The 13,024-nt window shown below is 73.4% G+C and carries 10 protein-coding genes and 1 tRNA gene; 8 read left to right on the top strand and 3 right to left on the bottom strand.

Features of this window, described 5'->3' with window-relative positions; genetic code table 11:
• Positions 1 to 32 precede the first annotated feature (32 nt).
• The gene (locus tag ACFCLZ_RS36775) at positions 33 to 1,115 is read right to left on the bottom strand and encodes an NAD-dependent epimerase/dehydratase family protein (protein WP_380282255.1); all 1,083 of its coding nucleotides are present in this window, start codon (positions 1,113 to 1,115) and stop codon (positions 33 to 35) included.
• 278 nt (positions 1,116 to 1,393) lie between these two features.
• On the opposite strand from ACFCLZ_RS36775, the gene ACFCLZ_RS36770 reads away from it, so the two are divergent.
• Together ACFCLZ_RS36770 and ACFCLZ_RS36765 are read left to right on the top strand one after the other, a co-directional pair.
• Positions 1,394 to 3,070, top strand: a complete 1,677-nt coding sequence (locus ACFCLZ_RS36770; protein WP_380282254.1) for a hypothetical protein — start codon at positions 1,394 to 1,396, stop codon at positions 3,068 to 3,070.
• Between the two features lie 160 nt (positions 3,071 to 3,230).
• Positions 3,231 to 3,485 carry a hypothetical protein gene (locus ACFCLZ_RS36765; RefSeq protein WP_380282253.1) on the top strand — a complete coding sequence of 85 codons (255 nt, stop codon included), beginning with the start codon at positions 3,231 to 3,233 and terminating at the stop codon, positions 3,483 to 3,485.
• Between the two features lie 105 nt (positions 3,486 to 3,590).
• Here the strand turns inward: ACFCLZ_RS36765 and ACFCLZ_RS36760 are convergent, their stop codons facing one another.
• Positions 3,591 to 5,408: a B12-binding domain-containing radical SAM protein gene (locus tag ACFCLZ_RS36760; protein ID WP_380282252.1), complete on the bottom strand. Its 1,818-nt coding sequence runs from the start codon at positions 5,406 to 5,408 to the stop codon at positions 3,591 to 3,593.
• 292 nt (positions 5,409 to 5,700) lie between these two features.
• Between ACFCLZ_RS36760 and ACFCLZ_RS36755 the strand changes: the two genes are divergently transcribed.
• Positions 5,701 to 5,788, top strand: a tRNA-Trp gene (locus tag ACFCLZ_RS36755).
• A 55-nt stretch (positions 5,789 to 5,843) separates the two neighbouring features.
• On the opposite strand, the gene ACFCLZ_RS36750 is transcribed toward ACFCLZ_RS36755, so the two are convergent.
• Complete coding sequence (locus tag ACFCLZ_RS36750; RefSeq protein WP_380282251.1) at positions 5,844 to 7,193, bottom strand: glutamate-cysteine ligase family protein; 1,350 nt, start codon at positions 7,191 to 7,193, stop codon at positions 5,844 to 5,846.
• 350 nt (positions 7,194 to 7,543) lie between these two features.
• On the opposite strand from ACFCLZ_RS36750, the gene ACFCLZ_RS36745 reads away from it, so the two are divergent.
• The 5 genes from ACFCLZ_RS36745 (at position 7,544) to ACFCLZ_RS36725 (ending at position 12,767) form a co-directional block, all read left to right on the top strand.
• Positions 7,544 to 8,518: a GlxA family transcriptional regulator gene (locus tag ACFCLZ_RS36745; protein ID WP_380282250.1), complete on the top strand. Its 975-nt coding sequence runs from the start codon at positions 7,544 to 7,546 to the stop codon at positions 8,516 to 8,518.
• Positions 8,519 to 8,636: 118 nt separating this feature from the next.
• The gene (locus ACFCLZ_RS36740; RefSeq protein ID WP_380282249.1) at positions 8,637 to 9,383 is read left to right on the top strand and encodes an MBL fold metallo-hydrolase; all 747 of its coding nucleotides are present in this window, start codon (positions 8,637 to 8,639) and stop codon (positions 9,381 to 9,383) included.
• A 223-nt stretch (positions 9,384 to 9,606) separates the two neighbouring features.
• Complete coding sequence (locus ACFCLZ_RS36735) at positions 9,607 to 10,671, top strand: fatty acid desaturase family protein (RefSeq protein WP_380282248.1); 1,065 nt, start codon at positions 9,607 to 9,609, stop codon at positions 10,669 to 10,671.
• A gap of 62 nt (positions 10,672 to 10,733) precedes the next feature.
• Complete coding sequence (locus ACFCLZ_RS36730) at positions 10,734 to 11,888, top strand: glycosyltransferase family 4 protein (RefSeq protein WP_380286390.1); 1,155 nt, start codon at positions 10,734 to 10,736, stop codon at positions 11,886 to 11,888.
• An 18-nt stretch (positions 11,889 to 11,906) separates the two neighbouring features.
• Entirely contained in the window at positions 11,907 to 12,767 is an 861-nt protein-coding gene (locus tag ACFCLZ_RS36725; protein WP_380282247.1) for an alpha/beta fold hydrolase, read from the top strand.
• The last annotated feature ends 257 nt before the right edge of the window (positions 12,768 to 13,024 follow it).

Here is a 13,024-nt window from a genome sequence, read left to right as displayed (position 1 = left end):
CCCACGGCGGACGTCCACGACGCCACAGACTGTCACGCGCCGTCCTCGGCGAGCCAACGCGGGACCGCCTCGGGCGTCTTCTCCAACCACCGCACGTAGCGGTCCACGCCCTCCGCGACGCCGATCCGGGCCTGCCAGCGCAGCAGTTCCCGGGCCCGCTCCGTGGAGGCGTACCCCCCGAGCGGATCGCCCTCGGGGCGCGGGGTGACGATCCGGTGCGCCTGCGGGAAGTAGGGGGTCAGCAGGTCCGCGACCTCCCGGACCGCCGTCGGATGCCCGGTCCCCACGTTCACCGTCCGGCCCGCCATCCCCTCCTCGACGAGCGCGAGCGCCGTCGCCTCGGCGACGTCCTGGACGTGGACCATGTCGCGCACCTGGACGCCGCCCCCGTTCAGGCGCATCGGACGGCCGAGCTTGGCCTGCAGGGACAGCCACGGAACCATCCAGGAGTGGCTGCCCGGCTTCGGGATCTGCGGATCCCCGTAGACGGAGAAGTACCGGACGATCGCGTACTCGGCACCGGACGCCGCCCCGAGCATCAGCCGGGTCTGGTGCTCGGCCCACAACTTGCCGTTCGCGTACACCGACAGCGGGAACAGCGCCTGGTCCTCGTGGAACATGTGCGGACCGGGCGAGCCGGTGGGGCCGTCGCCGTACACGGACGCGGAGGAGACCAGCACCAGGCGGCGCACACCCGTGCGGGCCAGTTCCTCCAGGACCACCTGGGTACCCTGCACATTGGCCCGGAAGGCGATGTCGGGGTCCCGGGTGCAGGCCGCCACGTCCGCGTAGGCGGCGGCGTGGACCACGTAGTCGGCATCCCGGAGCAGCCCGGCGACCAGATCGCGGTCGCAGACGTCGCCGACGACGATCTTGGCCCCGGTCTTCTCGACCCCGAAGATCGCGTGACCGTTCTCGGGGTAGGCGTCCATCCGGTCCAGGACGACCACCTCGGCGCCGACCCGGCACAGCAGGGCGGTGAGCCGGCTGCCCACCAGGCCCCCGCCTCCCGTCACCACGATGCGGGCGTCGCGGAGCCTCTCCAACCGGGCCTCGACGCTCTCGCCGTGGTCCGTTCCGGCCGCGTTCGACGGCACGTGCGATTCAGTGGACATAGGGGTTCCCTCCGTGAAGACGGCGAACTCTCGAAATATGCACTCACACACAGCCACATGCTTCACACGGAAGGTGGCGTGCCCATCCAGCATCCTTGGGACACCAACCGTGACGCCAGTGCTAATTCGGCACTCTTGCCAGCCCCCGGCGTGATCCGTACTGTCCGGAATCGATGGCCCCCGCAGTAGCCGATTACGACACGAGTGCCATCAAGTCCCCCACACCCCATCGGAAAGAGAGAAATCACGTGACACGCCATCAGCTCAGTGGGGTGGTCATGACCCATCCCAAACGCCGGCACGCCGCCGAGCAGATGGCCCTGGCCGCGCCACCGGGCGCGCTGCGGGTCGTCATGGACCCGGACCCGACCGGCACCCCCTCGGTGCTGCGCACGGCCCTCGCGGCCTGGGACGCCATCGAGGACGGGGCCACCCATCAACTCGTGATCCAGGACGACATGCTGTTGTCCGAATCGTTCTTCGAACGGGTCCACCTCGCCATTGACGCGATGCCGGACGCCGCACTCGCGCTGTTCGCCCTGTGGGACTCCCGCAACGGGGCCGCGATCCGCTTCGGCGCCATGGCCGGCGCCCGCTGGATCGGCGCGGTCAACGAGTACTTCCCGTGCGTCGCGATCGTACTGCCCCGGGCCGTCGCCGAAGGGTTCGTGCGCTACGGACGCGAGCGCCTCGGCGCCTGGCCCGATGACATCTTGATGAACCGTTACCTTCGGGACGGTGGCGTCCCCCGGTACGTCTCCGTCCCCAACCTCACCGAGCACCAGGACCACGGCTCGATCTCGGGCAACGCCTTCCGGGGGCCGCGCCGCTCGGTCTGCTTCCTGCCCGAGGACCGGCCCGGCGACGAGGGGCGCCGGCTGACCGGCCTGACGGTCCTGCCGTTCTTCAAGTACGGCATCGCGCGCTGCGCGGTGCGGGTCGCCGGCCCGGGCCCCGAGCGCTGGCTGCACATGGACAGCGAGCAGTACCTGCGCGGCCTGGAGCTGCCCCGTTCGCTGTTCACGCCGGCCGGTCCGGAGCCGGACGCCCCGGACGTCCGGGGAACCTGGCTCACCGCCCTCGCCATGGGCCACGAGGCGGCCCGTCTCGGGCTGGACCCCGACGCCCCCGAGGCGGCGGGACGAACCGAGGTGTACGCCGAGAGCGTGGCCACCATCGGGGCGGGCGGAATCAGCAACAACAGCACCGAGGAACGGATCGCCGAACGCCGCGAGGCCCTGGCGGCCGTGGCCCACCGGGCGCTGGCCGCCGGGCGCGAGTTCGCCGAGCGAGCGGCCCCCCGTCGGCCCCGGCGGCCCGCCGGGCTCACCGTACGCGGCGGCGCCTCACCGCTCGGCGAGCACCTCGCGCGGCGGCTGGCCGACCTGACCGACGACGGGGCGCCCGACGCCGTCCTCGACCTGACCGGCCTGCGCGAGGGAGCCCCGGCCCGCGAGCTGAGGATCCACGTGGCCGACGACCCGAGGCCGTACACCCTGGCCGTGGGCGAGGTGTACGGCCCCGGCTGCTCCCGGGACACCCTCATCGGGCGCATGGTGTGGGACGCCCTGCGCAGCCAACCGGTAAGCGTCCAGGGAAGTCCCGACGCCGAGGTGCACCCCGTCTACGTGGACGACCTGGCCGACGCCGTGCTCGCCGTGCTCCGCACCCGGCCGACGGCGCGTTCCCTGACCGTCGCCGACGAAAAACCCGTCACACTGGTCGATTTGGCGAACACCGTCCATGCGGCGGTCCGCCCCGTCCCGATCCGGACCGATTCCTCCGATGCCCCTGATGCCTCTGCTGCCTCCGATTCCGAACTCCCGAATCCTGTCAGGGAATTCACGGAAGGCATCCGCCCACCCGGGTGGTCGCCGGCGACCGGACACGCGAAGGGACTGCACGCTTTCTCCCAGTGGCTGGCGTACGAGGGAACCCTGCTCGGCGTCGTCTGACCGCACGAACCGCTCCGCCTCGCACGACAATTCCCGAAGCTTTCTTTCCGTTGTCCACACATCTGTCGGTCATTCAACTCCGTTGCTACAGTCCCTGTTTGCAGTGAACATCGCGCGCGCCGACTCCCGCACCATCCATCAGGAGAAGTGGAGAACAGCCATGGGTTCGCTTCCTCGCCGCATCGCCGCCGTCACCCTCACCACGGCGGCCCTGCTCGGCGTCGCGGGTACCGCCGCCAACGCGTCGGCCACCTCGATCCGGTACTTCAAGGCCTACGGCCCCAACCCGGGCATCGCCGCTCCCCGGGCCTGGGCCGCCGCCCACGCCGCCGGGTACACCGACGCCCAGTGCAGCCAGGAGAACGAGGTCATCTCCCCCGGCTACTGGCAGGTCATCGTCACCTGTGTGAGCTGACCGGACAGACACCACGCACCCGGCGGCCTGCGGCTCGACCGCAGGCCGCCGGGTGCGTCTCGTCCGCATGGACCGCGCGGCAGTCCTCCGCCTACCGGGTGGCCGTCACCGCCCCCTCGATCCTGCCCGCTGTCCGGCCGGTGAGGGCGCTCCCCGCCCGACCCCGTTCGCGCCGGCCCCGGCGACGTCCGCGGCGTCCAGCCGGGCGGCGATGTCGCGGGCGTCCTCGAACGTGGCAGGCGCGGCGCGAAGGCCGAGCTCGTCGTGGAGCGCGCTGGCGACCTTGGAGAGTCCGCGCTTCAAATGGCCGGCCGGAATGGAGGGTTCCGCAGGACGGTGCGCCCGGAGGATCTCCGCGTCGGCGCGCAGTTGCTCAAGGGTGAACCGGCCCCGATTGGTCCACCAGGGCGTGTCGGAGGTGACCTGGTAGGCCCAGTGCCGGCGGCAGGCCTCCTCGAGGAGGTCGCGGACGGCTTCGACGCGCTTGCGGCTGAGCCCGCCCGTGGTGTAGCGGAACTGGTCCCGGTTGAGGTTGAGCAACTTCTGGTCCTCGCCGGTCACCTGGAGCCCGGAGAGCTGGTGGAGCGAGGCCGCGCGCTCGTCCGGGGCCCGCCGGGTGAGCCGGTAGCGGCCGGACTTGATGGTCAGGATGTGCTCGCCGTGCTCCTCCAGGAACGGCAGCCAGCGCAGCGAGCGGTTGATCGGCTCACCGGGCACGCCGACGATGATGAAGACGTGGACCTGAATTCCGGCGTCGTGCAGGTTCCGGAGAATGCGCCCGTAATTCGCCGGGTGGTTCCAGGGTTTCGCCTCCTGGCGCAGGGTGTCCGGATCGAGGGATTCCAGTCCGAGTTGTACGGCGCGGCAGCCGGCCTCGGCCAGCGCCCGGCAGTTCTCCGGCTTCAGCAATTGATCGCTCGCGGTCAGATAGCACTGCCAGGTGGCGCGGTGTCCGATGCGCGCGAGTTCCCGTCCGATCCTGAGCTGCCGGGTGACGGTGAGGTATTCGTCGACGAAGTCGACGCGTTCGACGCCGAGTGCGGCGATGTGCTCGGCGACACGGCGCTCGGACATCACCCGGGGTTTGTGCAGGAAGCTGTCACTGCCGGCCGCTATCGAGCAGAACCCGCAGCGCATGGGGCAGTTGGACATCGTGTACAGCGGCGGCACGAAGTCCGGGCTCCACTGCCGGATGCCGCGGTCGAACACCGGGGTGGGCAGCGACTCGTAGTCGACGGGGGCGGGGCCGCGCGGATTGACCCGCACGGTGTCGCCGTCGCGCCACACCACGCCCGGTACGGTGGCCGGCTCGGCCCCTTCGACCAGCTCGATCACCGGCCGGAAGCCCTCGGCGTAGACGATCGCGTCCCAGTGGTCGAACAGGCCGGCGAACCGGGGGTCGTGGTAGGCGTCCATGGTGCGGGCCCAGTAGTTCCCGCCCATGAACAGCCGAACGTGCGGCAGCCGCTCGCGGACCAGGCTCGCGAGCACGCAGGCGCTCACCAGCTGCCGCTCGTCGGCGACGCTGATGCCGACCACGTCCGCGCCCGCGGCGCGGATGCGCTCCAGCTCGGTCCCGGCGAAGTACTCGTGGAACACGTGCTCCTCGCGGTGGTCCAGCACCCACCGCAGTTCACCGACATCACCCTTGAAGTGCCGCGAGTCGCACTTCACGTTGTTGCGCTCGACGCCGAAGTCCTCGAACGTCGAGGACACGCTCGCCGAGACCTCCTCGAACAGCCGGCGGGCGTCGTGGCGCCGCAGGATCGAGGCAGCGGGGTCGCGCACGGTGCGCAGCGCCTCGTCGACCGGATCGCCGCCGTGCCGCCGCAGGACGTGCTCGACGGCCTCGACGTAGCCGTAGTGCTGCACGACGTGATGACCGCGCTCTTCGAGGATCGCGGTGAGGAAGGCGATTCCCATCGGCAGGTGCCAGATGCTGGAGGCCGGTGGATAGCTCAAGAAAACCGAGCGCTGGTCAGGCACTGGATCTTCCCCCTGTCGGCAATGGAACCAACTGGGCCGAGAGTACGACGGGATTCCGTCCCCGACAAGGGTTTTCGCACCTTGGTGATCGAAATTCACAAAAGAGATCTTGCGCTCTTGAATTGATCTCCCGGGCGGCGGTTTCCAGCCATCCACAATATGATCTCGAATACCTTCTTCACCCACCGCCGGACGGCTGTTAGCGTTATTCCCGGCAGAGTTCGACAAGGCCGGGGTGGCGGAAGTGGCAGACGCGCCCGACCCACGTGGTCGGGTGCCCCCCAGGGGGCGTGAAGGTTCGAGGCCTTCCCCCGGCACCGCGTCGTTCGCGCCGGACCGCGCGGTCCGGCGCGAACGGACCGGGCCGCGCGATCAGACGCGGAACAGCGCGACGTAGCGGCGCGGATCGCGCCGCAGGTCCGTCTCCCAGCGGTCGGCGCACTGCTCGGCGAAGGTCTTCCCGGTGTGCAGCACCTCGTCCAACGGGTCGAGGTAGGCCGGCACCTCGGGACGCTCCAGACCGGCGGCGACCCGGGCCCGCAGCCCTTCCCGGGCCAGCCGGACGAGCTCGCCCGCGACCTCGTGCACGCGGTCGCCGCCGAGCACGGTGCGCAGCCCCTCGGCCGGGAACCTGGTCGTCGCCGCGTGCAGCTGCGCCACGGTGTAGCCCCTCAGCAGCTCCCAGGCCGCGGCCCGGGACGGGGCGTGGTAGCTGAGGCCCGTCCACAGCGCGGGCACGACCTGGAAGTTCCGGTACGCGGGGCCGTCGGCCGCGCGCAGTTCGAGGGTGCGGCGGATCCTGACATGCGTCCAGATCTGCGTCAGATGGGCGGCCCAGTGGTGGGGCAACGGCCGGGCACCGTCGGCGAACCCGTCCCGGAGGAGCGCGGCGAACGACCTGTCGGGCGCGGGCCGAAGCGCTCCCGCGCCGTCCTCGTGGTAGATCATGGGGATGCTCAGCGCCCAGTCGACGATGTCGTCGATGCGCACGTCCTCGCGCAGGGCCGGCCGTACGAGGCCGCAGCGCCGCGGGTCCGTCAGCAGCCAGTCCTGCGACCTGTGCGAGAGCAGCCCGTCGAGCCGGCCCCCGTACAGCGGCGAGTTGACGAGCAGTGCGGCGATCACCGGTGAGGCGGCCGCCTGCATCCGCACCTTCTGCGCGAGGTCGTCCTCGGAGAGGTGGTCGAGATGCACCTGCGTGCAGGTCGACATCGACAGGATCCTCGCTCCGCCGCTGCCCGCCTCACCGAGGCCGTCGAAGTGGTCGCGCATGAGCGGGCCGCGGCTCAGCGGCACCCAGGGGATGGTCTCGACCCGGTCGAACGGCAGGTACGCACCCGGCAGGAGCGCGAGCCCGAAGCGCCGGAGGAGCTCCGCCAGCCGGACGAGGGCGAGCCGCACCTCGTCCACCGCCGTGGCCACATCGGCCGCCGGCGGGCCCGAGTACTCTAGCTGGCCACCGTGTTCGAGCCCGATCAGGCCCCCGTCGGCCAGCTCGACCCCCGTCAGTTCCCCCGCGTCGAACAGCGCCTTGCCGTCCCACTCCGCGAGCACGGCCTCGAGGACGGCCCGCAACCCGTTCGTTCCCCGGTAGGGGGCGGCCAGCCCGGTCCGCGGGTCCACCACGCCGCTCTCGATCTCCAGCCCGATCCGCTCGGACGCCGTCGGCGGCGCCTCCAACAGCGATCTGAGATCGTCCCGACCCAGCCCGGCCGTACCCATCCGCAAGCCTCCTCGCATCCGAACAAGCCGCACACCCGCGGACGCGCACACGCGCACACGGCAACGTCAGCGACCAGTGAACCCCGGCCCCGGGAGCGCGGCCGGCAGGCACCGCTCCGACGCCGGACGGGTACGCCCGGCCGGACGTGTCCGCGGGGCATCCGGCGAGCATGACGGGCGCCGGAGCCGAGCGGCGCGGACGCATCGACCTGACTTCCCGTCTGCCGGTGCCGGCCCGGTCCCGGCGTCCGACGGGCCGGGATCCCGCCGGTCGCCCCCACCGGTCGACGGCCCGATGTGACAGATCCTGGTCGTTGCGGCCCTGTCCGACCGGGCGGAATGATCAGGGCATGCCCCAACCGCACCGCGTCGTGATCGTCGCCTTCCCCGGGATCGAGCTGCTGGACGCCACCGGACCGGCCGAGGTGTTCTCCGTCGCGTCCCGGGTGGCCGGAGCCGAGCAGCCCGGCTACCTGGTGCGGATCGCGACGGCCGACGGCGGCCCGGTGACCACCTCCAGCGGCGTCCGGCTGATGGCCGACCTGACCCTCGACGACGTGACCGGTCCGGTCGACACCCTGCTGGTGTGCGGGGCGATCGAGCTCATCGGCGGCGACGTGGAGCCGGTGATCGACCACGAGGTCACCGGCTGGCTGCGCCGCGCGGCACCCCTCGCCCGGCGGATCGGCTCGGTCTGCGCGGGAGCGCACCTGCTGGCCGCCGCCGGACTGCTCGACGGCCGCCCCGCCACGACCCACTGGCTCACCGCGGGGCGGCTGGCCGCCGAACACCCCGGCGTCCGGGTCGATCCCGATCCGATCTTCATCCGGGACGGGCGGGTGTGGACCTGCGCCGGCGTCACCTCGGGGATGGACATGGCGCTCGCCATGGTCGCCGAGGACCACGGCCAGGACCTCGCGCTCGCGACCGCCCGGATGATGGTGATGTACGTCAAACGCTCCGGCGGGCAGAGCCAGTTCAGTGTGCCGCTCTCCGTCCGGAGCTCCTCGGACCACCGGATCGACGACCTGCGGAGGTGGATCGCCGACCACCTCACCGAGGACCTCTCCCTCGAAGCCCTCGCCGCCCGGACGCACCTGAGCACGCGCCACTTCACCCGGCTGTTCCACCGGCGGACCTCCACGACCCCGGCCGCCTACGTGGAGGCGGCCCGGCTGGAGGCGGCCCGGCGGCTGCTGGAGGAGAGCGACCGGAGCCTTCCGGAGGTCGCCGCCGCCAGCGGCCTCGGCTCCGTGGAAACGCTGCACCGCGTCTTCCGGCGGCGGCTCGGCACCACACCGGCCGAGTACCGCCGCCGCTTCTGACCCGCACCGCCGCTTCCGATCCGCACCCCCACCCCGCCGACCGGGCGCACCCGCGCACCGGTCGAGCCCCGCCATGCCCGCACACGCGGCATCGACCCGCACGCCTCGGAGGAGAGCCATGCCCCGCACGAAGGTCGTCCCGATCCCGGTCATGGGCCGCCACCACGTCAACGCCTACCTGCTGCTCGGCCGCCGGCCGGTCGTCGTCGACGCCGGAACCCCCGGCAGCGGCCGGGCGATCCACGACCGGATCACCGCTCTCGGCGTCGACCCCACCGACGTGGCGCTGATCGTCATCACCCACGGCCACATCGACCACTTCGGCTCCGCCGCCGAACTGCACCGGCTCACCGGCGCGCCCATCGCCGGCCACATCGCCGACCTCGGGCCGTACCGCTCCGGCCGGGTCCGCGAACCCTATCTGCCCACCGGCCCGATGGGCCGCGCCATGGCCCGCAACCGGAAGCTCCACGCGCGGGTCGAACCCTTCGAACCCGCGCTGCTCATCCGCGGCGAGACCAGCCTGGAGGACTTCGGCCTCGCGGGGCGCATCATGCCCACCCCCGGCCACACCGCCGGCTCGGTCTCCGTCCTCACCGACGACGGCGACCTCGTCGCCGGCGACCTGATCGCCAACTCCTTCATGGGCGTCATCCCCGGCAGGCCCGCCAACCCGCCCTTCCACGACGACCCCCGGCGGAACCTCACCAGCCTCCGCGCGATGCTCGCCCTCGACCCCACCACCCTCCACGTCGGCCACGGCACCCCGCTGGATCCCGCCCGGGTCCGGCGGTGGGCCGACCGGGAGCACGACCGCCTCGCCCGACGCGAAGCCGCCGGACGCCTCACCGCGCGCAGCGAGTGACGAACCGCTCCAGGGCCAGGGCCAGGGGCCGGTACAGGTCGTAGGCGTCATCGACCCCCGAACGGCAGGTCGGCGACCGGCAGCGGCCGCTCACCCGATCGGGTCCCTTTCACCGGCCACGCGGGACGGCGAGGATTCGGGTGCGGAAGACTCGGGCCTCCCCCGCTCGGGGCGCGCTGTGTGGCGACGGCCGGCCGGGGAGCGTCGAGACCGGAGTGGTGGCATGACCGTTCAGGACCCCCCGGATGACGGGACCGCCCGGCGCGACGATTTCGCCGAGCTGTACCGGCGGGTGGTACGGGCCGGCTTGCTGCGTCGGCGCCCGCTGTACTACGCCTGCCGCGGTGCGGTGCTGTCCGCCGCGCTGGCGGGGCTGCTGGTCTGCTTCGTCACGCTCGGCGCGAGCTGGTGGCAACTCGGCCTGGCGCCGCTCTTCGCCCTGCTGTTCGGCCAGTTGGCGCTGCTCGGCCACGATGTCGCGCACCGCGCGGTGTTCGCCGACAGGCGGACCACCGACCTGGTGGGCATCGTGCTGGGCAACCTGGTGGTCGGCATGAGCTACGGCTGGTGGGTCGACGACCACAACCGGCACCACGCCCACCCGAACCGGGTGGGCCACGACCCCGCCGCCGACTCCCTGCTCTTCGTCCGCAGCACCGAACAGGCCCGGCGGACCAGGGGGTTGCGGCGGCTGGTGGCGCGCCATCAGGCCGAGCTGTTCTTCCCGCTGCTGTCCCTGCAGGCGCTCGGCCTGCTGGTCGCCACCGGCGTGACCCTCGTCCGCGGCACCGTGCGCCACCCGGTCCTGGAGCGCACCCTCGCCGCCCTGCACTACGCCCTCGCCGCCGCCCTCACGACCGCCGTGCTCGCGCCGCTCCAGGCGCTCGCCTTCACCGTGCTGTTCGGGGCCCTGCTCGGCGCCTACCTGGGCTGCGTCTTCGCCCCCAACCACAAGGGCATGCCACTGACCGGCCCCGACGCCGGACGCGCCGACTTCCTCCGCCGACAGGTGCTGCCCTCCCGCAACCTGCGGGCCGGCCGGCTCGTCCACGCCCTCTTCGGCGGCCTCGGGTACCAGATCGAGCACCACCTCTTCCCCACCATGCCGGTGGCGGCGCTGCGCCCGGCCTCGCACCTGGTGCGCGCCTACTGCGCGGAGATCGGCGTGCCGTACGCCGAGGCGGGCCTGGCCGCCTGCTTCCGGGAGGTCCTGCGGGACCTGCGCACGGTCGGCCGCTCCGCCCCGGCCCGCCCAGGGACCGCGGCCGCGGTCGGGACCGCCCGGTGAGCGGGCTGCTGCCCCGGCCGGTGGCACCCGCCGCCACCGGTCCGGCCCCGGGGGACGGGCGGCTGCGGGTGCTCATCGTCGCCGAGTCCTTCGCCCCGCAGCTCAACGGCGTGGCCCACAGCGTGCTGCGGACCGCCGAGCACCTGCTGGCCCGGGGCCATTCCCCGCTCGTGGTGGCACCGGCGGGCCGTGGCACGCACCGGGACTCCACCGATCCCGACGACCGGGCGTACGGCTACCCGGTGGTCCGCGTCCCGTCGCTCCCGCTGCCCGGCTACCCGGAGGTGCGGATCGCCGTCCCCGGGCGCCGGGTGGCCGACGCCGTCGCACGACACCGCCCCCATGTGGTGCACCTGGCGGGCCCGTTCGCGCTCGGGGCCGCCGGCTCGGCCGCGGCGGGGCGCGCGGGGGTTCCCGCGGTGGCGGTCTACCAGACCGACCTCGCCGCCTACGCCCGAACGTACCTGCCCGTCGCCGGAGCGGCCGGGGCCCGGCTGGCGTGGCACCTGCTGCGGCGCATCCACACGGCGTCCGCGCGGACCCTCGCGCCGTCCCGGGCCTCGCTCGCCGCCCTGACCGCCCACGGGGTGCCCAGGGTCCACCTGTGGCCGCGCGGCGTCGACTGCGCGCGGTTCCACCCCGGCCACCGCGACGAGGCGCTGCGCCGCCGGCTCGGACGGCCCGGCGAGGTCCTGGTCGGCTACGTCGGACGGCTGGCACCGGAGAAGCAGGTCCACCTGCTGGCGGAGGTCTCCCGCCTCCCGGGGGTCCGGCTGGTGGTGGTCGGCGACGGCCCCTGCCGTGCCCGACTGGCCGCCGCCCTGCCGGACGCGCTGTTCCTGGGCCGCCGCACCGGGCCCGAACTCGCCCGGCTCTACGCCTCGTTCGACGTCTTCGCGCACCCCGGCCCGTTCGAGACCTTCGGCCAGACCCTCCAGGAGGCGATGGCCAGCGGCCTGCCCGTCGTCGCCCCGGCGACCGGCGGACCGCTCGACCTCGTCCGCCCCGGACGTACCGGCTTCCTCGTCCCGCCCGGCCGGGGATCCGGCTTCCGGGAGGCGGTGGACCGGCTCGCCCGCGACGCGGACCTCCGCAGGGCGTTCGGCCGGGCCGGCCGGGCCGCCGTGGCGGAGCGGACCTGGGAGACCGTCGGCGACCGGCTGATCGACCACTACCGCCTCGCGGCCGCGGAGTCCTGCGGAGCGGTGCCGACATGACACCAGGAACGGACCCTCGTGCACCAGCCGCTCGCCGCCGAGTACGCGCCCAGCACCCGCACCGACGCCGACACCGCCGTGTTCCTGCACGGACTGGGCGGCTGGACGCACAACTGGGCCGCCCTGATCGAGCGCCTGCGGCCGGCCGTGCACGGCCTGGCCCTCGACCTCCCGGGTTTCGGCCGCTCCGCTCCCCCGCCCGACGGCCTGGTCACCGTCGAGCGCCAGGCCGAGGCCGTCGCCGGCCACCTCGCGCGCGCCGGGCACCGCCGCGTCCACCTGGTCGGCAACTCCCTCGGCGGCCTGACCGCCCTCCACCTCGCCGACCGCCACCCGGAGCTGGTCGCCACACTGACCCTCGTCTCCCCGGTCCTGCCCTCCCTCCCGCCGCCCCAGGCCCTGCGGATCGCCCTGCTCGGCCTGCCGGGCGCCTCCCGCCTGCACGCCTGGCTGCTGTCCGCCCGCAGCCCCGAGCGCGACCTCGACGACCTCTACGGCCTGATCTACGCCGACCCCTCCCGCGTCGACGCCGCGCAACGGGCCACCGAGGCGCGCGAACGGCTGCGCCGGGCCGCGCTCCCCTACGCCCAGGACATGCTGGCCGAGGGCGTGCGCGCGGTCGCCCGCGCCCACCTGCGGCCCGGCCGGGCGTCGCCCTGGCGCCAGGCCTCCCGGGTCACCGCCCCCACCCTGCTCGTCTACGGCCGCGACGACCGCCTCGTCCCGTTCCGCACGGCGGCCCGGGCCTACGCCGTGTTCCCCGACGCCCGGCTGCTCACCCTGCCCGGCGTCGGCCACGTCGCCATGCAGGAACGCCCCGACGCCGTGGCGGCGGCCTTCCGCGCCCTGATCGCGCAGGCCCCCGCCGCACAGCGGTGACCCCCGCACCGCCCAGCCGTCCGGTCGCGGGGCACTCGGAGCCGGTGTGCCCTCCCCCGTTGCCGTCTCCCCCAGGAGGCCGCCGACCCGCCGGCTGGTCGACGCCTACGCCCACTGCGCGGACGCGCCGCCCTCGCCCCAGCCTTCGCCGACCTCGGCCGGTAGCGCGCCACCACCCACTTCAACGGCCGGAGCACCGTCACCCTCGACGAGGAGCGCACGATCACGATCCCCGGCTCTTCGCCGAGCGCCGCCTG

The organism is Kitasatospora purpeofusca, assembly GCF_042691725.1.
Taxonomy (GTDB): domain Bacteria; phylum Actinomycetota; class Actinomycetes; order Streptomycetales; family Streptomycetaceae; genus Kitasatospora; species Kitasatospora purpeofusca_B.
Note: the sequence above shows the minus strand (reverse complement) of the source record. Positions and strands in the feature narration are given on the sequence as shown.